At 66.8% G+C, this 20,219-nt stretch carries 19 protein-coding genes and 2 pseudogenes; 6 read left to right on the forward strand and 15 right to left on the reverse strand.

Features of this window, described 5'->3' with window-relative positions; genetic code table 11:
* Positions 1–10: 10 nt before the first annotated feature.
* From IBX18_RS32500 to IBX18_RS32525, 6 genes are read right to left on the reverse strand one after another with little or no spacing between them, the layout of a single operon-like run.
* Positions 11–1,015, reverse strand: coding sequence for a glycosyltransferase (locus IBX18_RS32500; RefSeq protein WP_194837301.1), 1,005 nt, complete (start codon positions 1,013–1,015; stop codon positions 11–13).
* Positions 1,012–2,334, reverse strand: a complete 1,323-nt coding sequence (locus IBX18_RS32505; RefSeq protein WP_194837302.1) for an oligosaccharide flippase family protein — start codon at positions 2,332–2,334, stop codon at positions 1,012–1,014. Before IBX18_RS32505 ends, IBX18_RS32500 begins: the two co-directional genes overlap by 4 nt.
* Positions 2,327–3,475 (reverse strand): glycosyltransferase family 4 protein, encoded by a 1,149-nt coding sequence (locus IBX18_RS32510; protein WP_194837303.1) that lies wholly within the window; start codon positions 3,473–3,475, stop codon positions 2,327–2,329. The genes IBX18_RS32505 and IBX18_RS32510 overlap by 8 nt, the downstream gene beginning before the upstream one ends.
* On the reverse strand, positions 3,472–4,563 hold the full coding sequence (locus tag IBX18_RS32515; RefSeq protein ID WP_194837389.1) for a glycosyltransferase family 4 protein: 1,092 nt from the start codon (positions 4,561–4,563) through the stop codon (positions 3,472–3,474). The genes IBX18_RS32510 and IBX18_RS32515 overlap by 4 nt, the downstream gene beginning before the upstream one ends.
* 20 nt (positions 4,564–4,583) lie before the next feature.
* Positions 4,584–5,438 (reverse strand): glycosyltransferase family 2 protein, encoded by an 855-nt coding sequence (locus tag IBX18_RS32520; RefSeq protein WP_194837304.1) that lies wholly within the window; start codon positions 5,436–5,438, stop codon positions 4,584–4,586.
* Positions 5,435–6,532, reverse strand: coding sequence for a class I SAM-dependent methyltransferase (locus tag IBX18_RS32525; RefSeq protein ID WP_194837305.1), 1,098 nt, complete (start codon positions 6,530–6,532; stop codon positions 5,435–5,437). The genes IBX18_RS32520 and IBX18_RS32525 overlap by 4 nt, the downstream gene beginning before the upstream one ends.
* Before the next feature lie 50 nt (positions 6,533–6,582).
* On the opposite strand from IBX18_RS32525, the gene rfbC reads away from it, so the two are divergent.
* Positions 6,583–7,140: a dTDP-4-dehydrorhamnose 3,5-epimerase gene (rfbC, locus tag IBX18_RS32530; RefSeq protein WP_194837306.1), complete on the forward strand. Its 558-nt coding sequence runs from the start codon at positions 6,583–6,585 to the stop codon at positions 7,138–7,140.
* On the opposite strand, the gene IBX18_RS32535 is transcribed toward rfbC, so the two are convergent.
* The 4 genes from IBX18_RS32535 to IBX18_RS32550 are packed head-to-tail and all read right to left on the reverse strand — an operon-like array spanning position 7,130 to position 10,818.
* Positions 7,130–8,152, reverse strand: coding sequence for an NAD(P)-dependent oxidoreductase (locus IBX18_RS32535; protein ID WP_194837307.1), 1,023 nt, complete (start codon positions 8,150–8,152; stop codon positions 7,130–7,132). The genes rfbC and IBX18_RS32535 overlap by 11 nt on opposite strands.
* Before the next feature lies 1 nt (position 8,153).
* The gene (locus IBX18_RS32540) at positions 8,154–8,804 is read right to left on the reverse strand and encodes a PIG-L deacetylase family protein (protein ID WP_194837308.1); all 651 of its coding nucleotides are present in this window, start codon (positions 8,802–8,804) and stop codon (positions 8,154–8,156) included.
* On the reverse strand, positions 8,801–9,598 hold the full coding sequence (locus tag IBX18_RS32545) for a glucose-1-phosphate cytidylyltransferase (protein WP_194837309.1): 798 nt from the start codon (positions 9,596–9,598) through the stop codon (positions 8,801–8,803). The genes IBX18_RS32540 and IBX18_RS32545 overlap by 4 nt, the downstream gene beginning before the upstream one ends.
* Positions 9,595–10,818, reverse strand: coding sequence for a class I SAM-dependent methyltransferase (locus IBX18_RS32550; protein WP_194837390.1), 1,224 nt, complete (start codon positions 10,816–10,818; stop codon positions 9,595–9,597). Before IBX18_RS32550 ends, IBX18_RS32545 begins: the two co-directional genes overlap by 4 nt.
* Before the next feature lie 632 nt (positions 10,819–11,450).
* Here IBX18_RS32550 and IBX18_RS32555 point away from each other — a divergent pair.
* Both IBX18_RS32555 and IBX18_RS32560 read left to right on the forward strand, forming a co-directional pair.
* Positions 11,451–12,053, forward strand: a pseudogene (locus tag IBX18_RS32555) (sugar transferase); the annotation flags it as partial.
* A 17-nt stretch (positions 12,054–12,070) separates the two neighbouring features.
* Positions 12,071–13,360 (forward strand): polysaccharide pyruvyl transferase family protein, encoded by a 1,290-nt coding sequence (locus tag IBX18_RS32560; RefSeq protein ID WP_194837391.1) that lies wholly within the window; start codon positions 12,071–12,073, stop codon positions 13,358–13,360.
* 70 nt (positions 13,361–13,430) lie between these two features.
* Here IBX18_RS32560 and IBX18_RS32565 read toward each other — a convergent pair whose 3' ends face one another.
* Both IBX18_RS32565 and IBX18_RS32570 read right to left on the reverse strand, forming a co-directional pair.
* The gene (locus IBX18_RS32565) at positions 13,431–13,757 is read right to left on the reverse strand and encodes a WhiB family transcriptional regulator (protein WP_306796514.1); all 327 of its coding nucleotides are present in this window, start codon (positions 13,755–13,757) and stop codon (positions 13,431–13,433) included.
* A 331-nt stretch (positions 13,758–14,088) separates the two neighbouring features.
* The gene (locus IBX18_RS32570; RefSeq protein ID WP_194837311.1) at positions 14,089–14,496 is read right to left on the reverse strand and encodes a Scr1 family TA system antitoxin-like transcriptional regulator; all 408 of its coding nucleotides are present in this window, start codon (positions 14,494–14,496) and stop codon (positions 14,089–14,091) included.
* A 333-nt stretch (positions 14,497–14,829) separates the two neighbouring features.
* Here IBX18_RS32570 and IBX18_RS32575 point away from each other — a divergent pair, with 333 nt between their 5' ends.
* From IBX18_RS32575 to IBX18_RS32585, 3 genes are all read left to right on the forward strand, one after another.
* Positions 14,830–15,819, forward strand: a complete 990-nt coding sequence (locus IBX18_RS32575) for a helix-turn-helix domain-containing protein (RefSeq protein WP_194837312.1) — start codon at positions 14,830–14,832, stop codon at positions 15,817–15,819.
* 50 nt (positions 15,820–15,869) lie between these two features.
* A complete protein-coding gene (locus IBX18_RS32580) occupies positions 15,870–16,340 on the forward strand; it encodes a MarR family winged helix-turn-helix transcriptional regulator (RefSeq protein ID WP_306796515.1) in 471 nt (156 codons plus the stop codon).
* A gap of 90 nt (positions 16,341–16,430) precedes the next feature.
* Positions 16,431–18,044, forward strand: a complete 1,614-nt coding sequence (locus IBX18_RS32585) for a carboxylesterase/lipase family protein (RefSeq protein WP_194837313.1) — start codon at positions 16,431–16,433, stop codon at positions 18,042–18,044.
* A 183-nt stretch (positions 18,045–18,227) separates the two neighbouring features.
* Here IBX18_RS32585 and IBX18_RS32590 read toward each other — a convergent pair whose 3' ends face one another.
* The 3 genes and pseudogenes from IBX18_RS32590 to IBX18_RS32600 all read right to left on the reverse strand — a co-directional run bounded on the left by IBX18_RS32590 (position 18,228) and on the right by IBX18_RS32600 (position 20,143).
* Positions 18,228–18,707 (reverse strand): hypothetical protein, encoded by a 480-nt coding sequence (locus IBX18_RS32590; RefSeq protein WP_194837314.1) that lies wholly within the window; start codon positions 18,705–18,707, stop codon positions 18,228–18,230.
* Between the two features lie 150 nt (positions 18,708–18,857).
* Positions 18,858–19,348, reverse strand: a pseudogene (locus tag IBX18_RS32595) (hemin transporter); the annotation flags it as partial.
* A gap of 144 nt (positions 19,349–19,492) precedes the next feature.
* Complete coding sequence (locus tag IBX18_RS32600; RefSeq protein ID WP_194837315.1) at positions 19,493–20,143, reverse strand: TetR/AcrR family transcriptional regulator; 651 nt, start codon at positions 20,141–20,143, stop codon at positions 19,493–19,495.
* Positions 20,144–20,219 lie beyond the last annotated feature (76 nt).

Raw genomic sequence — 20,219 nt, forward strand, 5'->3', positions numbered from 1 at the left:
CGCAGAGAGTTCAGGTAAGCGCATCGATGATCTCCTCCGCCCGGTCGACGTAGCGGTGCCGCCCTCGCGCGATCCGCCGATACCCGGCCGCCGCGACCTGCGCCGCGGTGTCAGGGCGGCTCGCACACCGGGCCAGGATCTCGCGCAGCTCGGCTCGATCGGAGTACAGGAAACACTCCGACCGATCGTCTAGCAGCTCGGTGTGCTCTTCGGTGCGCGGTCCGACGAAAAGCCCACCGGCAGCGGGCACTTCGAACGTCCGGCAGGTGTGGGTGTCGCGATTGTCGGAGTTCAGCAGCACCAGGTTCGCGGTGATCGATGCGACGGACGCGGCGAATCGCTGGCCGTACACCGCGCCGCCCACCTCGGCCGAGCTGGCGCGTAGCTGCCGTACCCGCCGCCAGCCGGGCCCGCGCACGAGGAACCGGGGGCCGTACTCGTGGGCGAGGTCGATCATCAGCGCGGTGCGGTCGGGGCGGCGGGCGCCGATGAAACCGGCGAGGAAATGCCGGGTGCCGCGGCGGGCGCAGGGATGATGCCAGGCCGGATCGTAGGCGCTGCGCACGAACTTCACGTCTCGCGAGCCCCTGGCGAGGAGTTCGGACACGTTGTGGCGCTTCGTGGTGACCACCAGATCCCACGCGGATTCGTAGGCGAGATAGTCCGCGCTGGTGTTCTCGGCGTTCGACACGTCGTCGGGACTGTAGTGGACGTGCAGGGCGGCCGGGACATTCAGCAGACGCTCCTGATCCAGGTGGACCGTCTTGAAACCGAACACCATGTCAGGCTCGAATACCGAAGCCGCGCTGTCGATCTCGGCATGCACGGCGGCCGTGGTCCAGGGCGCCCGACGATCGGCGACCTTCGAGTAGAGCCAGCCCGGCGAGAGCCGCACGGGCAGCGTGACGGGCGTGGAATCGATCACGACCACCTCGTGCCCGGCCTGCCGGAATCCGTCGGCCAGGGAGCGGGCATTGCTGCCGAGCCAGTCGTCGCCTACGTACAGGATCTTCATCGCGCCCGCCCCTTCGACACCGCGAGTACTGGGCCCGCGGGGTTGTCCCGCCGTTCCCGCACGATCAACTGCCGAACCCGCACGAGATACCACAGCGCCACGGTGAATTCGGTGAGCACGGTGCCGTAGGCCAGCGCCCACACCGAGTTGTTCCGGAACGCGACGGCCAGCGCCGACGCCGCCACGCACGTGCCGATGATCGCGCCGACCAGCACACCGAGCGTGTCCTGCCGTACCGGCAGCAAGGCCGTGGTGATGAACGAGCTCACCGTCATCGCGGGCAGGATCAGCGCCTCCACTCGGAGCAGCGGTACCGTTCCGGCGAATCCGCTTCCGAAGATCAGCTGGACCAGCGTCGGGGCCAGCACCCACACCCCCGCGGCGGCAAGACCGGCGGCACACACGCTGGCCGCCAGCACTTGCAGCGCGGTGCGCCAGAACTGATCGTCCGCACTGCGCCGCGCCATCCGTGGCAGGAACGCGAAACCGACTGTGTCGAGCAGCGATTGGATCGCCCGGACCAAACGGTCACCGGCGGAGTACAAGCCGAGCGACGCCGCATCGAGCACCGCCGCGTAGACCACCGGCGCACCCTGACCGTAACCGGTGACCAGGAGCCGAGACGCGAAGACCGGCGCACCCATCCGCAAGATCTCCCGCACCGCACGCGGGCGGGACGGCCTGCCGAACCGGTGCCACGCGTCTGCCCACGTCGCGGCGACGGGCACGGTGGCCGAGGCGAGCAGGCACAGCAGCGCGACCGACGCGCTCGGCCAGCGCGGCAACAACACCACCAGCAACACGAGATAGACGATCCGGCCGGCCCCCTGGTAGATCGCCGAGGCCCCGAATCGGCCCTGCCCGATCAGCAGCCAGTCCTCCGAGACCGACCAGAAACCACCGGCGAACAGCCCGAGCAGCACCATGTGCAGCCGCGGGGGCGCGCCGGCGATCAGGCCGACCGCGAGCAGCGCGCCGAAGCAGCCGAGCACGGCCAGCCGGATCGCGAGGTAGTCGCCGCGCAGCTGGCCGATTCTCGTTGGCTGCGTGCGCATCTCGGGCACTCGCGCCGCCAGGAACGACGTGATACCGAGATCTACCGCCAGCGAGCCGAGGAAGTAGGCCGACATCCCGATCGCGAGCAGCCCTAGCCCTTCGACACCGAGCACCCTGGCGATGATCGGCAGCGTCACCACCGTGATCAGATACTGGCCGTATTTGCCGAAGCTGACGAAGCCGATATCGCGCAGCACGACGAGGCCGCCGCGCCAGCGACGCGCAGGCGGTCCCCCCGCAGGCCGGACAGTCGTATCAGCCACGGTGCGCCTCCGCCACGGAGGTCAGGAACGTCGCTGCGAGCCGGGCGGATTCGGCGATATCGAAGTCGCGAGCCCGCCGCACGCCCGCCTCAGCAAGTCTGGTGCGCAGGGCGGGGTCGGCGATGAGCGTGTCCAGCGCGGCGGTGAGCTGCGCCGTATCACCGCCGTCCACCAGCAGCCCGCTCACGCCGGATTCGACGATCTCGGCGGGGCCACCCGGCCGGCTGGCGATCACCGCACACCCCGCCTGCATGCCCTCGACGACGACCTGGCCGAAGGGTTCGGCCAGCACCGAGCAGTGCACCAGGATGTCGGCCCGGCGCAGGTGTTCCTGCGGATCCTCGACATGGCCGGTGAACGTCACCTCCAGTGGCAATTCGTCGGCCAGCTGCGTCAGTTCGGCCCGGTACGCCTCCTCGCCGAAGAAGCTGCCGCCGACCAGGAATACCTGGCGCGGTGAGACTTTCACCTCCGCCAAAGCGCGCAGCAAGACGTCCTGCCCCTTCCACGGAGTCACCCGGCCGACCATGGCGACGACCACGTCGGACGGTGACCGTTGCGGCGATCGAGCGGCGACCGGCTCCGGGTCCGGCTCGATACCCGGGTACACCACCGCCACCGGCCTGCGCCAGGTGATCAACGAGCTCGCGGTCGAACGGCTGTTGACCAGATATCCGTCACTGACGACCCACCCGAGCAGCCGAAGCACCCCGGCCAGGACTCGGCCGAAGTACTGCGCCGAGATCCGATCGTGCACGGACCAGATCAGCGGGACGCGCGCCCGCCTGGCGGCTACCGCACCGATCAGCAGGGCTTTGGAGCTCTCCGCAACCAGGACGTCTACCTCGAGCCGGCGTGCCTTGGTCCCGACTCGGCACCCCAACCGGATCAGCCCGAAGCTGCCGACGAGCAGCCGCCGCAAACCTGCGCCTTGGATGGTCATCGACCGGCTGTCGAAGTGGTTGGGTAGCAACAGTGTTCGGAGGCCGCGCGCCCGCATCCGGCGGATCATCGGGCCGTTCTCGGTGAACAGCATCACGGGTTCTACCGCTGCCCGGTCCAGTGCGGACAGCAGACGCATGGTGGCGAGCTCCGCACCCGACGGTGCTGCGGTATGGGAAATGAACAGTGCCCGGATCATCCGCGTAACTCCGTGTACAGCGCGTGGTGTCGCGCGGCGGCCGCTGCCCAGGAGAACGATTCCGCGTGCGCCCGGCAGTCATCCGGCGCGGGGACCGCCCCGCCCAGTGCCGCGACGATCCGCGCCGCGAGTGCCTCGACGTCACCGGCCGCCACGATCAACGACGGGTCCAGCCCGCGGACCGAATCGGGCAGACCCCCGCAATCGGTGACGATCGGCGCGCGCCCGCTGGCCAGGGATTCGAGTGCGATCAGTCCGAAGCCCTCCAGTGCCACCGACGGCACCACCGTGCAGTCCGCCTGTTCGTACCAGGCCGCCAGCCGCTCGTCGGTGACCCGGCCAGCGAAGTCCACGGTCCGCCCCAGATTGCTCGACGCCACCTGCGCGCGCAGCTCCGCCTCGGCGGTGCCCGTCCCGATGATCACGAGCTTGGCGCCGGGGTGCGCGGAAAGCACTGCGGGCCAAGCCTGGATGAGCCGATCGATGCCCATCCGGCGCTCCAGCCGCCGGATACACAGCACGACGGGCCCCTCTGCTGGTTCCGGGCGCGGCGTCGACGTGAATCGGTCGAGATCGACACCGGGCGCGATGATCTCGATCCGTTCGGCGGGCACCCGGTAGTCCGTCACCAGTACGTCGCGAAAATGCTCGGAAAGGACTATGAATCGTTCGGCGCCCGCATAGCGGGCCCGTTCTACGAGATACTTTGCGCGCGCGACGAATTCGGTCGCGCCCGCCATCCGGCTCTCCGCGGCCCACGGCCCGTGGAAGTGGACGACCAGCCGATGCCGGTGTCGCGGACCGACCGCCGGGGACCCGTACAGGCAGAAGTGCCGATCGAGGATCGTGGGTAATCCGAGGCTTTCCGGCGGACTACCGGCAATGCTGGTGGACACCAGGACGGATCTGCCCGTGCGGTGCAGCGTGGAGCCCTCCGTCGTCCCCCACGACCGGCCACCGGGCGGCGGGTCGCCGAAGGCGGCTGCCGAGACTACCGTGCCCGGATGTTGCCGCAGCGCACCGAACAGATCCGTGAAGTATCGGTTGAGTCCGCCCGGCACCGACCCGAACCATTCGGCACCGGTCATATGGACGCCGACCGGCGCCGTCATGTCCGCGCCCTGCCGGACTGTGCCAGGGCGATCAGATCACCAGTCACCGCGCGAGCCCGCACATTCGCGCGGTGCGCGGCGGTCCGCAGCAGGCGGCCATCGGCGGCCAGCACGTCGCGATAGCCGATGTGCTGGGGATACTCGCTGGCGATCCGGTGGTGGAACCGGAACAGCTCGACCAGCTTGCTGACCGTCGAGGTCTGGCTGCACAGGTTGAAGGTCGAATTGCGCCACGCGGCAAGGACCCCCGCCATGCCGAAGAACTGACCGATCGAGGCGATGCGGGCGAACAGATCCACGTCCATCGGGAACACCAAGTCGCCGCGGAGACCGCCTACCCGGTCGAAGTGCGCCCGCCGGAACATCGCCGCGGCGGTCGGGCCGAATTCGGCGGGGCCTTTGCGCACGATCGTCCGGAGCACGGCGTACGCGGGATGCGCGCCCACCAAACCGGGCAGCCCCAATCCCGACTCGACCACCGCGCCGCCCGCATCGATCACCTGAAACTTGGCGGAGCTGATGGCGATCGCCGGGTCGGCCATCACTTCGAGCTGGGCCGCGAGCGATCCCGGAAGCAGCACATCGTCGGCACACACCACTTTCACCAGCCGCCGGGTCGACCGCCAGATGGTGGCGTTCCAGTTGTCGCCGATGGGCAGCACGCTGTCATTGCGGAAGATCCGCACCCGTGGATCGCCGAAAGACCTTGCGATGTGCGGTGTCTCATCGGAGCTGGCGTTGTCGAGCACCACCAGTTCGAGATCGATATCCTGATCGAGGATCGACCGCATGGTTGTCGCCAGGGTTCGGCCCGCGTTGTAGGCGGGCACGCAAATAGACAGGTCGGTCATCGGTAGGTTTCCTCGTTCTGTGCTGCGTACTCGGCGGACATCCAGCGGCCCGACAGTTCGGGAAACCGAAGCTCGAGCTCCGGCAACAGATCCGGCAGGGTCAGCAGCACGCGGTCGGGCCGGGACCGGACCAGCTGCGCCGGTGCGATGATCGGAACATCGGTCCCCGGCATCCGCCTGCCCTGCTTGGCGGGTGACGCGTCGGCAACCGCGCGCACCAGGCCGCGGTGGATACCTGCCGCGCCGAACAACGCGACAGCCCTGGAGGCAGCGCCGTAAGCGTAAACAACACGGCCACTGTCGCTTTCGTGCTCGAGTCGGCGACGCAGTGAACTCGCGTGCCGCTCGGCGGACGTCTGCAACTCCCCGACCACTGCCGCGTCGGTGAGCCCCGCCTCGGCGGCCAGGATGGCCCGCACCGCGGCATCCGGCTCCCGGACGCCATGGACGGCAGCGATCAGCACGGTGCCGCCGTACAGATCGAACTCCCATGCGGTCGCGACACTCATCCCGACGCCGCGCAGTAGCCGCACCAGTGTTGTCAACGAATAGTAGGCAAAGTGCCCGTGGCGCAACGCGTTCCACTGCCGCTGCCGGACAATCGCGTGCAGCGAATGGAATTGCAGCAGCAGTACGCCGTCCGGCGCTGTCGCCCGGGCACGCAAGAGGAACGCGGCACGCTGGTCGGGCTCGTGCATGATGCCGAAGCAGTCGAGCACGACGTCGGCACCGTCCGCCTCGACGGTGAAACCGTGCTCGGCCAGCCGGGGCAGCCAGCTTCCGCCGTGCGGACTGCCGAATTCCCGCACCGTCGCGCCGCGTAACCAGCCGTCGGACCTGACCAGTGCCACGGCCGCGGCGGCCTGGTCGCGTAGCGCTTCCGGTTCGACGCCCCGTGGCTCCGCGGTATCGGTGTCGTCCTCGGCGAGCTGCGCCAACCCACAGGCCACACACAGGTCCATGGCCAGCGGATACCCGGTCTCGCCAGGCCCGACGAGGGTGTCGGCGAGCGGGAAGTCGTCGGCGGCAGGCATCCGGCCGAGATCGAGCACTCGGCGCAGGTCGGTGTCCCCGCATGCTCGGCACGCGCTCATCGACGCACCCCCGCCGACGCGTGCGGCGTGCCGTCGGGCACGATGGCCTGGTGCGCATCGAGCCGACCGATCTCGCCGACGTCCTGGTTCTCACTCCGGAGCCGTTCCGCGACGATCGAGGCCTGTTCACCCGGACCTTCGATGCCGTCGAGTTCGACGCCTACCTCGGCGCGTCCGGGACGGCGGCGGCGTTCGTCCAAGACTCCCAATCCCGTTCGGTCCGTGGCGTGATTCGCGGGATGCACGGCCGGTCCGGGCCGGGCGAGGCGAAGCTGGTGCGGTGCGCGCACGGCGCCGTGCACGATGTGCTGATCGATATCCGGCCGCAGTCGCCCACTTTCGGGCACCAGCAGGCCTTTCTGTTGGACGACAACGACTTCCGGCATCTGTACGTGCCGCCCGGCTTCCTGCACGGATTCCAGGCGCTCACCGAGGTCGCCGACGTGTGCTATCGGATCGACCGGGCGCATGATCCGGCGCAGGACCTCGGCGTCGCCTATGACGACCCCGACCTGGCGATCGCGTGGCCGCAACCGGTTACGGTGGTCTCGGCCCGCGACGCGGCGGCGGGCAGCTGGCGCGAGTTGCTCGCCCACGTCAGGCACTGACCCGGCGTAGGGAATCATCGAGCACCCCACTGTCTTTCAGTGCGTTCAGCTGTGCGAGCCGGGTGAACTTGTGCGTGAAGTCGTCGGCGGTGAGGCCGCGGGCGAGGTACTCCCGGTGCAGTTCCGCCGCGCCGTCCGCAATGCTCCACGCCGCCTCGAACGCCAGTTTCTGCCGAGCCTTGGCGAAATCGACTCGGTAGGAACGGGAGTCGGCACCGGAGGTGCCGGCGATGTCGAACCGCACGCCCGGAACGGTCTCGGCCACGATGTGCGCGATCTCGGCCACGGTGCAGTTGTTGGCCTCGGTGCCGATGTTGTAGGCCGCGCCGTGGATGGCGTCGACGGGCGCGGCGAGGCACCGGGCGAAGGCGCGCGCGATGTCTTGCGCGTGCACCAGCGGTCGCCACGGCGTGCCGTCCGAAAGTACCTGCACCACACCGGTCAGCACCGCGTAGCCGACCAGATTGTTCAGCACGATGTCGGCCCGCAATCGCGCCGAGAACCCGAAAGCCGTTGCGTTGCGCAGGAATACCGGGGCGAACCCGGAGTCGGCGAGCGCGAGCAGGTCGTCCTCGACGCGAACCTTGCTCTCCGCGTACGGGGTCAACGGGCGCAGCGGCGCGTCCTCGGTGACGAGTTCGTCGCCTGCCGCACCGTAGACCGAGCAGGTCGACGCGTAGAGGAACCGGCGGACGCCCGCCGCCTTGGCCAACCGAGCGAGCCGCACCGAGGCGTGATGGTTGATGTCGTGGGTGATCCGGGGTGCCAGTGCCCCGAGCGGATCGTTGGACAGCGCGGCGAGGTGCACCACCGCGTCGAATCCGGCGAGCTGGTCGAGCGTGACGTCGCGCAGGTCGACGGCGAAGCCCGGCGGATCGTCCACCGCCGCACCGAGCACGCAGTCGGCGAAGTAACCGACGTCCAGTCCGGTCACCTCGTGTCCCTCGGCCCGCAGGACAGGCACCATGACAGTGCCGAGGTAGCCCTGATGTCCGGTGACGAGTACCCGCATGTCACGCCCCTCCGAACTCGACGACGGCCTTCTCGGCCACGAACGCCTCGGCATACTCCGCGTGGCACTGCACGCCACGCACCCGCGCCGAGGCGAGAAAGGCGCTCTCCGTGAACCAATCCCGGTCCTGTTGCGAGGGATAATGTTTCAGCAGCAGACGCGCCTTCTCCTCGGCGATACCGGGCAGCAGCGGATGAAAGACAGTGGGGCGCACGGTGTCGGTCTCCCACTTGAGAATTTCGTAGCCGAGCACCAGATGGTCTCGGAACTCGGTCGGCACCAGCTCGGCGAGCAGCCGGTGGTCCTGATGCGCGTCGTCGCGGTGCGGGGCGAACACGAGATCCGCCTCACCGCGGCGGCGCAGGGCAGCGACCGCGTCTTTCACCCGCTCCCAATGCGCGGGCGCGCGACCGTCCGGCACATCCAGGACAGTGAGTTCCACTGTGGCGGCACCACAGAACGCCGCGAATGCCGCATGCTCCTCCGTCTCCCGGCGAGTACCGGCACCACTGAGCACCAGCGCTCGAACCATCAGCGCCGGAACGCTTTTCACCAGGGTGAGCAGTGTGCCGCCGAGTCCGATGGCGATATCGTCGCAGTGGGCACCGAGCACCGCTATCTCGGTAATCGGTGCGAGGCCTAGGGCTTTCACGACACCACCTCTAGAGCCGCACTGCCCTCCCAGACCATCCAGGGGCGCTCGCCGCGGTGGTAGCCGTCCTCGAGTTCGGCGCGCTCCTTGAAGGTGTCGGCCGGTTTCCAGAATCCGAGATGCCGGTAGCCGAACAGCCTGCCCTGTCGCGCGAGCGTGCCACAGGCGTCTTCGACCAGATCGCCACCGGGCGGCAGCAGATCGAACACCTCCGGAGTGAGCACGAAATAGCCGCCGTTCTCCCAGATCGGCAGTTGCGCAACGGGAGTGATGTTCTTGACCTCCCCCTCGGTGCTGATGTCCACGCAGTGGAACGACGACTGCGGCGGGACGATCAGCATCGACGCGGCCGCGCCGGTGTCGACGAACTTGTCGATCATCAGGTCCAGCGGCGCGTCGGTGAGGACGTCGGCGTAGTTCGCGAGAAAGTACTGTTCGCCGGTCAGATGCCCGCTGACGCGCCGCAGCCGTTCGCCGATGGCGGAGTCGACGCCGGTGTCGACGAAGGTGATGGTCCAGTCGCTGATATCGGAGTCCAGCAGCTCGACCTGTCCGCCGCGCAGCACGAAATCGTTGGACTCCGACTCCTGGTAGGTCAGGAAGTAGTTCTTGATGTGGCTGGCGCCGTAACCGAGGCACAGGATGAAATCCTTGTGCCCGTAGTGCGCGTAGTAGCGCATGACGTGCCAGATCAGCGGGCGCGGTCCGACCATCTGCATGGGTTTGGGGATCACATCGTCGGTGCCGTTGCGCATGCGCATGCCGTAGCCACCACAGAACAGGACAACTTTCATGACAGCTCCGCGCGACGCAGGGTGGGCAGTGGGTAGACGAGTTCGCCGCCCCAGTCGCCGATGTGGCGCAGCTGGGCGGTGAGCTCGGTTTCGAGATTCCAGGGCAGCACCAGCACGACATCGGGTTCGTCGGCCTCGATGCGCTCCGGCGGGTGGATCGGGATCCGGGTGCCGGGGGTGAAGCGTCCGTGCTTGTAGGGATTCCGGTCGACGGTGTACTCGAGCAGGTCGGTGCGGATGCCGCAGTAGTTGAGCAGGGTGTTGCCCTTGCCCGGTGCGCCGTAGCCGACGACGCGTTTGCCCGCGGCGCGCTGGTCGAGCAGGAAGCGCAGCAGATCATGGCGGACCGCCTCGGTGCGCGGGCGCAGCTGGGCGTAGCCGTCCACCTGATGCAGACCCGCGGCCGCCTCTTGCGCCAGCGCCGCGGCGACCCGCCGACCCGGCAGGGCGACGGCGTCCGGCCTGGCCCAGATCCGTATCGAACCGCCATGGGTCGTCAGGTGTTCGACGTCGACCACGCTCAAGCCGGCGGTGGCGAGCGCGCGTTGCGCCGAAAGCACCGTGTAGTACTGGAAGTGCTCGTGGTAGATGGTGTCGAACTGGCCCAGGCGCACCAGGTTCAGCGCGTGATGCACCTCGATGGACAGCCAGCCGTCGTCGGCCAGCAGTTCGCGCAGTGATCGGGTGAAGCCGAGCAGGTCGGGCACGTGGGCGTAGACGTTGTTGGCCACCACCAGGTTCGCGGGTCCGTGCTCGGCCCGGATCTTGCCCGCCAGCTCCTCGTCCAGGAACGCGGTGACTGTGGGGACCTCGCGCGCCCGCGCTGCCGCGCCGACATTGACCGACGGTTCGATACCCAAGCACGGCACACCGGCCGCGACCACATGCTGCAGCAGATAACCGTCGTTGCTCGCCACTTCGACCACCAGTGACCGGGCATCGAGGTCGAAGCGCGTGATCGCCTGGTCCACGAAGGACTTCGCGTGCCGGACCCAGCTCTCGGAGTAGGCGGCGAAGTAGGCGTATTCGGTGAACGTATCCTCCGGCGTGATCAGCGCCGGAATCTGCAGCAGCAAGCATTCCGGGCACAACCGCAAATGCAACGGGTAATTCACCTCCGCTTCATCGAGTTCATCTGCTGTTAAGAATTTCTCGCAGGGCGGGCAAGAACCCAGGTCGAGAACACTCACCAGCGTCGATTCGCAAACCCGACAAATCACGCGAACTCCCGCCTGGTCCAGCCGAACAGAAGGCTGCTGACAATCGGCAAACTTCACTCCTATTCGGCGACAGAACTCGGACGGGCCATGCTCACATGATTTCGGCCGGATAGCAATGACTCAACCCAGATATACAACACACAGCACACTTATAGCAATCCACATACCCCTGCGGATTTCCGCCAAACCCGGCCCCTACCAGCGCATCCGACCAGCGGAAAGGCAGGACCCTCCCGTCGCGACACTCCGCCGTAAACTACCTAATACCGCACAGCAACGTACTGGTAATTCACAATCTTAAGCGCCATATAAATGTCAGCTTCAAGTTCGATCCGACCCGGCTGCGCACCACTTTCTGCAGCACAGAGGTGGTTTCGCAAATATATAGCTAACTCCACTTCCTGTGAGCCGCATCTCAGTGGCAAAACGGTCGTTCTCATTCCGAACACGATCTGCAACACTCGGCGCACAGTTCTCTTCAATCCCAATTTCCGCCATGGATCGGAGAATAACGACCGTCCATATCCGGGAATCAGTCGATGAAATAGGAACGTGGGCCCATGCGTTTAGCCATGCGCAAGTCGCGCGTCGCCTCCGGACCGGCCGCCGACTCGGCCACCACCCCGGTGGGCCGGACCGAGCCCCTCGGCAAGACCGCCTTCGACGTGTGCTTCGCCCTCCTCGCGATCCTGGCCCTGGCGCCGACGCTCATCGTCATCGCGCTGCTGGTGAAACTCACCAGCCGGGGACCGGTCTTCTACCACTCCGAGCGGATCGGCAAACACGGCAGACCTTTTCGGATGATCAAGTTCCGGAGCATGTACCTCGACGCGGACCAGCACGTGGCTGCGCTGATCGAGGAGGCGGGCGGTAACCCGGTCTTCTTCAAGCTGCGCAACGATCCGCGCATCACGCCGTTCGGCCGCGTCCTGCGCAAGTACAGCCTGGACGAACTCCCCCAGTTCTTCAACGTCGTACGCTGCGAGATGAGCATCGTCGGTCCGCGTCCGCAGGTGCGGCGCGAGGTCGACGCCTACGAGGAGGTCATGCGGCGCCGGCTTCTCGTCAAACCGGGGATCACCGGGCTGTGGCAGGTCAGCGGGCGGTCGGATCTGTCGCCCGAGCACGCGATGCGGTTGGACCTCTACTACGTGGACAACTTGTCGAAGGGCATGGATCTGAAGATCATCGCCAAGACGATCACCACCGTCGCGAGTGGCGCCGGGGCCTACTGACCATGAGTGGATTCGGCATGGGCGCCGATCAGATTCGAGTGCTGGTCGAGAACGGCGAGTACGCACTGCGCAATCGGGGTGACATCGCGATGATGGCGGTCACCGTGCGCCGGTTGCGGGAGCACTGGCCGGACGCGCGAATCGGAATGCTGACCGATCAACCGCGAGTTCTGCGGGCGCTGGTGCGCGGTGCGGAGCCGATCTGCCCCGAATCGGGTGGGCAGTGGAGCCGTGCGGGTTCCGGCGCGGCGGCGTGGACCGGGTCGGCGGCGCTGCGGTGGCGGGCAGCCTCGGATGCGCCCAAAGAGCACCTGCGACGCCTGCGCGATACCGCGAAGAACGCGATGCGCAGTCACGTGGCCGCGACGGACTTCGAACTACCACCGGTGCCTGCCGCGGTCGCGGAGGCGGACCTCGTGATCGCACAGGGCGGCGGATATCTGACCGACATCGACCTGTACCAGGCTCATCGCACCCTGAACCTGCTGGAACAGGCTGTCTCCCTGGGCATTCCCACCGCGATGATCGGGCAGGGCATCGGCCCGATGCGCAATCCGCAGCTGTTGGAACGGGCGGCTGCAGTGCTACCGAGTATCGGCCTCATCGCCCTACGAGAGGGCCGGCGCGGACCACAACTGCTCGCTGATCTCGGTGTGCATCCCGACCGAATCCTGGTGACCGGCGACGACGCGGTCGAATTCGGTCACCGACTGCGGCGTGCCGAGATCGGTACCGATATCGGCCTGAGTCTGCGGGTCGCGGACTATTCGAAGATCGACGGGACGACCCGCGCCGTCCTCGGTTCCGTACTGCGTTCGCAGGCAAGGCAATTCGCCGCTCCGCTGGTACCGCTGATCATCTCCGAGTACGACTCCGAGGACCGCCGCGCCACGCTGCCACTGCTCACCGGCGCTACGCGCACCCGTCCCGCCGTGGGCCGGGCCGGCACGCCCGAGGAGGTGGCACGTCAGCTCTCGCGGTGCCGAATCCTCGTCACCAGCACCTACCATCTCGCGGTTTTCGCACTGTCCCAAGGCATTCCGGCGGTTGCGCTCTCGTCGTCGCAATACTACGACGACAAGTTTCATGGCTTGGCAGGCATGTTCGGTACCGGACTACGCATCGTGCACCTGGACGACACCGCGCTGGAACAACAGCTCAGGCACGCCATCGAGGACTTGTGGACGACAGCGCCGGAGTTGCGTGATCCGTTGCACCGCAAGGCGACCGAGCAGATCGTTGCAGGTCGCACCGCCTTGGAACGGGTATGCCGGCTCAATGAGAGCCGCCCTGCCGCCTTCTCATGAGTTGGGCCCGGGCTGCCGATCCCTGCCGATCGACAGCCACCGTGGTCTCCACCTCGCTCGTGCCGACAAACTACTTCGGCCGTGCCTTGACCTTCGGGACCGCGCGCGTGGCGCTCGGGCGAGCCGTGATGCCTCGACGCGCGAACCGGTGTCGTTCCGGCGGTGTCATCCCGCCCCAGACCCCGAAGTTCTGATCATGGTCCAACGCGTAATTGAGACACTCCCGGACTACATCGCACGACGAGCACACGCGTTTGGCGTCGCGTGCGTTGCCGCCCCGGTCGGGGAAGAACGCGTCGGGATCGGTCTCGGCACACGCGGCCTGCCGGTGCCAGGACTCCAGCTCGTGCTCTACCGAGCCGAACCATGAGTGCGCATTGATCATTCGCAGCTTCATCTCAACCCCCTGGGTCGTCTGTGCCGTCCGGCACCTGAAACAGAGTCGGGCGATCGCGGGTCGCCCGCAATGAGCGGAACACTGCCGAGGTACGGGCGAGTACATAGCGCATGTTCCGACCAACCTACAGTGACAGCTAATCGCTGGCAACAGCTCCGCATCTGTGACATCTACGGCAATGTTGCGACGCAAGTGAAATCACGCCGGGAAGTCAATTCAGCAGTCCGACTTCATGACCGATGATTGCGCGGACGCAGGCGCTTGTCGACACCGCTGAGCGCAGCGCAGTGACCGGCACATTCGACCCCGTCCCGGTCACAGCGGATACTGCTCAACGCAATTCGTGCAACCGGCGGCCCTTTCTCGGCGCTCGGTGGACTGCTGCGGCAAGTATCAGGCGTTGTGCTTGCTCGCCGAACGAGGCCTGCTCGGCCAGCCGGCGAAAGGTGCGCTCATAGAGCAACAGCTCGAAGGACATGAGAGCGATGAGGCGTCGCAGTTGCGCGAACATCAGGTCATCGCCACCCACGCTGGTATACAGGGCTTGCTCACCGATGTGCAGGTGGAATCGACGATTGCCTTGGCGCAGCACCTGCTGGTGATGGACCCGGGCCGTGACCGCCACCGCGACATCGTGATATCCCCGGCGCGAGATCGGGCTGGCCATCAACGCGGCCGCCGCATACTCGCGGGTCCGTATCAGTCCGGGGATCAGATCGGGCGCGTAACCCCGGACCAAAGTTCGAATCGGCCGCGATGTCCTCGAAGAACAGGGCTCTATACCGGCGAATTCCCTGTCATCGCCAACCGGCCGATCATGGACAGTGACCCCGACTAGCGCACACGGCACGATCGCCGGATTTACGGTGGGCTGACCTCGCTCACAAGCCGGGCCCAGCTCGGGAGCGTTTGCCGCGGCGTTGAAGCAAGCACTCGATGGCTCGTTGCGCGAAGTCAACTCACCTGATTCGAACCGTACCGTCGGCGACGGCGGGACAATCGGCTGTGTGCGCACGTTGGTTCGGCTGACGGTGCACCGCAGTCGATTCAGCGGTGATGAAGGAGGATCGACATGGTGGTCGTGCTGGACACCGATGCGCTCGCTCCCGCGGATCGGGTGGAGGCGGTGGTCGCGACCGTGCAGGAGGCCTCGGCGCCGACCCACGTGGTACTGAAGCCGTCGGATCGCCCGGTCCACGCACACCTCGATGCGTGGCAGTTCGGTCCGGTCAGCCTGGTTCAGGCGCAGATGCCGGACCTCGAGCTGATCCGGACGCCGAAACAAGTTCGGGTGACGCCGAGTTCGCTTGTCGCCGTCGAGGTTCAACGGCGCGCCTGTTCCCGGCTGACCCAAGGCGACGTGCAACACGAGCTCACGCCGGGCGACCTGTTCTTCATGGATTTCGACCTTCCGTACGAGCTCGACTGGCACGGCGGCGGAACCACGGCACTGTTCCTGCCGGAAGATCAGCTGGGAATACCCAAGGCGATGATCCGCAGTGTCCTCGGCACCGTTCGGCACAGCGCGCTCGCTTCGCTGGTCACGAAACAGATTGCGCTGATGGGGGAATCAGCCGAGGCACTGCATGCGGATCCGGCCGCACCCGAGCTGGGTGCCGCGTGCATCGAGATGGTGCGCGCCTTGTTCAGCTCGGCGGCCGGCGGCAGCGAAGACAGCACGGCGCTGCCCGAAGATGTTCTGGTGCAACAGGTTCGTGACTATGTTCGGCGACATCTGCTCGACCCGGACCTCTATCCTGCCAGTATTGCTCGCGCCCACCACATCTCGGTGCGCTACCTGTACAAGCTCTGCGAGCGCGCCGGACTCAGCCTCGAACAGTGGATCATCACCGAACGCCTCGAGCGTGCGCGAAATACCCTGGCGCGCCCCGACGCGAGGCAACGCTCCATCGCGGCCGTCGCCCACCACCACGGCTTCCGAGATCAGACACATTTCGCCCGCCGCTTCCGCGCCGCCTACGGTATGGCGCCGAGCGAGTGGCGGCGGGCGAACAATTCCGCCACAGATACGACGATCCGAGCCGCTCGGCCGAACCGCTAGTGCCGCCGTCGTTCGCGGACTCAACACCCCGCGACAGGCAGAATGGCCGGGTGGATGTCCCTGTTGCTCGAACCGAATCGACGTCGGCCGTCTCGATCGAGGCGCAGCTCAGCGCCTTGCTCGGCCCACTGCGGCGGGCGGTGCTGCGCCGCACCAGAGCCGCGGAAGGGTTGCCGGATCTGCCGGAGGCGCAGATCGAACTGCTTCGCCTCCTGGTCGGCACCGAGGGGATGCCGCCGAGTCTCGCGGCCACCGAACTGAAGGTGGCGCAGTCGACGATCAGCAATCTCATCCGGACGATGACCGCAGCGGGATTGGTCGAGCGGGTGCCGTCGCCGACGGATGGACGGGCGGCGGTGCTGGTGGCCTCGCCGACGGCACGGGAGCTGCTGGCCAGATATGACCGCGCGAGCGCTGCCATGCTGCGCGAATCCCTCGCGAAGCTACCCGCCGCCGAGCGCCGACGGCTGGAGTCCGCGCTACCCGCGCTACAGCAGTTGCTTGTCGTGTTGAGCGAATGACCGTGCCGGAAGCCCGATAACGGTTCCCTGGGAGCCCGGAGTGCCTTACAGTGCTTTTGTTTCAAAAGTATAAATACTGTGGGAGCTTTCATGCGGGCACGCACCGCCACGACCCGATGGTCGTCCTTGGCCACGGTCCTGATCAGTCTCGCCGTCACAGCGTCCGCGGTCGCACACCCGCGCGCCGACGCGGCCCCGACCACCGCCGACACGACGGTGACCGTCACCGGCGGCCCGATCCACGGCATGCACACCGACGGCATAGTGAAATACCTCGGCGTGCCTTTCGCAGCCCCCGCGGCCGGCGAGCACCGCTTCGCACCGCCACAGCCTGCCGTTCCGTGGACCAATGTCCGTCCGGCGATCGCGCACGGCCCGCAATGCCCGCAGTCGTCCCCGCTGCCGATCGACGTGGCGTTGCAGGAGTCGAGCGAGGATTGCCTGAGCATCGATATCTACGTGCCCCAGCACGCCGCGGACACCGCGCTCCCCGTCATGGTGTGGTTCTACGGTGGCGCTTTCGTGCTCGGCTCCAACGCCCAATACGACTCCCCCGCCAGGCTGGTGCGCGAAGGCAAAGTCATCGTGGCCATCCCCAATTACCGTGTGGGGCCCTTCGGTTTCCTCGCCCTCCCGGAGCTGGCCGACAGCAACGGCGGCATCGCAGGCACCTACGGCACCCTCGACCAGCAGGCCGCGCTGCGCTGGATCCGCGACAATGCCACCGCATTCGGCGGGGATCCGGGCAATGTCACCATCTTCGGCGAATCAGCAGGCGGCATGAGCGTGTGCACCCAAATCGCCTCCCCGCTGGCACGTGGGCTTTTCGACAAGGCCATCATCGAAAGTGGTTCGTGCGCACGAAGTCCGCTTCAGCCACCTACCAAGGACGTCGCCTACCAACGCTCCGCCGACTACGCCGCCGGTCTCTGCTGCGCCGACCCGCACACCCGGCTGCACTGCCTGCGCACGCTGCCTGCCGACGCGCTACTCAACTCCCCCGCAACAGCATTGACGTCGATGGCGGTGGGTTGGAGCCCGGTCCAGGACGAAGTAGTGGTGACCACCGGGCCCGAACAAGCCCTGGCCGCCGGCGCAGCCCAGGACATGCCCCTCATCGTCGGCAGCAACGCGGACGAGGGCGCCACCTTCATCGCTCTTCTCGACTACGCGCAAGGAACCATCCCCACCGCAGCCGACTATCAGAACTGGGCACAAAAACTGTTCGGCGACAACAGCACTCAGGTTCTGGACCGATACCCGCCCTCCAGCCTCGCGACCCCCGCCGCAGCCAAGGAACGGGTCATCACGGACGGATTCTTCGCCTGCCCAGCCCTGTTCACCACCGAAGCCGCACGCCGAGGTGGCGCACAGGTGTGGCAGTACCAGTTCAACGACGCACCGTTGGGCCGGAACCCATTGCTACCAGGGGCCTTCCACGGCGCGGAGGTGCCCTACGTCTTCTCCGGCCTGATGGGCGTATACATCCCCCTACCCCCGCCCGCCGATCTCCTCTCCCAGCGAATCCAGCAGAGCTGGGCACAATTCGCGCACACCGGCGACCCGGTGACCCCGGACCTCACCCCATGGCCGACCACCGCGGGCAGCACCCTCGAACTCGCCAGCGACCACATCACCACCGCCGACTCGTTCGCCCAACAGCATCACTGCGACCTATGGTCGGGCATCCGCCACATCGGGTAGCCGGACTACTACCCCAACTGTGCCGGCGCACGCGCCGCAACCCAAGCCCGCAGCGAACCACGGCTACCGGGCGAAAACTCAACCGGGACAATGACGGAGTCGAATGCGATCAGACACCCGAGCCAGCGCTCCGCCTGCTGACGAGCGGAGTCGATACAGTCACACCGGCCACGTCGAAAGTGCCTACCTGTCGGTGCGTTCGTTCCAGATGTGCAGGAGTAGGTGCTCATTCACCGGGACCAAGCGGGGTGAATAGCCGGGCGCGGCGGCCCGATACGGATCATGCGGGCCAGGGATCTCATAGAGCCGCACGTGTACCCGTGCGCGCCCGGGCGGTGTCAGCGGCGCGGCCAACTCTCCCTGGCATTCCGCGAAGTAGCAGTCACCGATTCGTTGACACCCCAGCTCTGTGAGATAGCTGCTCTCCTCGATGAACTCGGCGTCCGCCGGTTCGGCCGGGAATCCAGCGGCCGCGACTTCCACACTGATTCGTGCGAGATGACCGTAACTGCGGTCGTTGACGGTTTTGATCCCCATTGCCCCGACTCCGGGCCGCAGACGTCCGGTGTCGAGCGCGGGGATGGTATCCGTCTGCTTGGTCAGGTCGTCATCGAGAAGGTAGATCGATCCGCCGTCGTAATCGATGATGTCGGTTGCCCTCACGATGACCTCCTGCGTTCACATCGAGGGGTCGGCTCGGACGTAGAACTTGTCGCCGTCGCGGACTCGATTGTCATAGTAGAACCGGGCAATGACTGTCGCTTGTAATCCGTTGGCGTCGAACGGGTCTGGACGCAGGCTATCCCCGGCGACGGCCCAACTGTCCGGACCGAAGACTTCATAATGGATGTCCTCTGCCATCACGCCCTTTTCCAGCAGCGCAGCACGCATACCGAGCATGAACGGCAGCGGTCCGCACAAGTAGGCCCTGGTGTTGCCGGCGACAGTGATTTCGCCGAGATCGGCGCGGCCTTCGCGGGGCCCGTGCCCGGAGCGGCGAGTGCCGAGGTCTTCGTACCAACGGTGCATCACCGCGAACGGCAGGCGCTCGACGAGCTCGGTCAGTTCCGCGCGATGGGCATGACTGCTGGGTGAGCGATCGGCGTGCAGCACTGCGACAGGGTGTCGGCCGTGTCGGCGAGCTGACGGAGCATCCCCATCATCGGTGTGCAGCCGATGCCCGCGGAGATCAGCAGCAGCGGTGCGTCGTCGTCCTGCAGCACCAGGTCACCGAACGGTGTGGTCACCTCCAGCACGTCGTCTTCGAATACGTTGCGGTGCAGGTAATTCGACACTTCGCCGGCATACCCCGCATCCGCGCTGCGAACACCTTGACGCACAGAGATTCATGACCGGCATTGGAGGGGTCGGCCACCATGACCTCCACGCTGCGCGAGGACCCGCGTTCCCGCCACGAATTCTTCGCACTAACCGGCGTCAACGCCTGATCACTCGGTACCCACTGAGCGCGGCGGGGTGAAAGCGTTTGCCGACGGAACGAAGGCGCCTGCCGCTGCGGCAAGCGCAGCACTCACGGCCGCACGGTCGGGCAGGTGCGGGTCGGGGGGCGTGCGCAGCAGCACCAACTGATGGTAAAGCGGTGCGGTAGCGGCGATCAGCAACGCACGCGCGTCGACCTCGGGCGAGAGTTCGCCGCGCTGCACCGCGCGCTGAATGATGATCTCGGACTGCGCATACCGGTCCTCCCACAACCGCCGCAGCGCGCGAGCGGCTTCCTCGGAGCGGAACGACACCGCGATCAGCGCCACCGCGATCGAGGACTCCTCGCTCAGCGAATCCTGGATCTCCTGGTTGAGCGCCGCCAAATCCCCACGGAGCGAACCGGTGTCGCGCGGTTCCCACGGCTGCTGACTCGCCGCATCGAAGACGTCGGCGAGCAGCCCGCCGACATCGTGCCAGCGGCGATACACCGTCGCGCGATGCACGCCCGACCGCGCGGCGATGGCATCGATGCTCAACGCGTCGTAACCATGTTCGGTCAGCTCCGCGCTGACGGCTTCGAGCACTTGGTCGCGGATGCGGGCGGTTCGCCCACCCGGGCGCCGGGCCGGCTCGGCCGGTGGAGGTGCGTAATTCATGGTCGGCAGTCCGATTGCTTGACGGGATGGAGTCCCCACGATACCTTAGTGCGACAGTCGTCGTATTAAGTGAGGT

This window comes from Nocardia sp. XZ_19_369, assembly GCF_015355715.1.
Lineage (GTDB): Bacteria > Actinomycetota > Actinomycetes > Mycobacteriales > Mycobacteriaceae > Nocardia.

Excerpts from the sequence above, each read along its gene's own strand:
- IBX18_RS32500 (WP_194837301.1), bottom strand. The coding sequence starts at position 1,015 with ATGAAGATCCTGTACGTAGGCGACGACTGGCTCGGCAGCAATGCCCGC.
- IBX18_RS32510 (WP_194837303.1), bottom strand. The coding sequence starts at position 3,475 with ATGATCCGGGCACTGTTCATTTCCCATACCGCAGCACCGTCGGGTGCG.
- IBX18_RS32515 (WP_194837389.1), bottom strand. The coding sequence starts at position 4,563 with ATGACCGGTGCCGAATGGTTCGGGTCGGTGCCGGGCGGACTCAACCGA.
- IBX18_RS32520 (WP_194837304.1), bottom strand. The coding sequence starts at position 5,438 with ATGACCGACCTGTCTATTTGCGTGCCCGCCTACAACGCGGGCCGAACC.
- IBX18_RS32525 (WP_194837305.1), bottom strand. The coding sequence starts at position 6,532 with ATGAGCGCGTGCCGAGCATGCGGGGACACCGACCTGCGCCGAGTGCTC.
- IBX18_RS32535 (WP_194837307.1), bottom strand. The coding sequence starts at position 8,152 with ATGCGGGTACTCGTCACCGGACATCAGGGCTACCTCGGCACTGTCATG.
- IBX18_RS32545 (WP_194837309.1), bottom strand. The coding sequence starts at position 9,598 with ATGAAAGTTGTCCTGTTCTGTGGTGGCTACGGCATGCGCATGCGCAAC.
- IBX18_RS32560 (WP_194837391.1), top strand. The coding sequence starts at position 12,071 with ATGGGCGCCGATCAGATTCGAGTGCTGGTCGAGAACGGCGAGTACGCA.
- IBX18_RS32565 (WP_306796514.1), bottom strand. The coding sequence starts at position 13,757 with ATGAAGCTGCGAATGATCAATGCGCACTCATGGTTCGGCTCGGTAGAG.
- IBX18_RS32575 (WP_194837312.1), top strand. The coding sequence starts at position 14,830 with ATGGTGGTCGTGCTGGACACCGATGCGCTCGCTCCCGCGGATCGGGTG.
- IBX18_RS32585 (WP_194837313.1), top strand. The coding sequence starts at position 16,431 with ATGCGGGCACGCACCGCCACGACCCGATGGTCGTCCTTGGCCACGGTC.
- IBX18_RS32600 (WP_194837315.1), bottom strand. The coding sequence starts at position 20,143 with ATGAATTACGCACCTCCACCGGCCGAGCCGGCCCGGCGCCCGGGTGGG.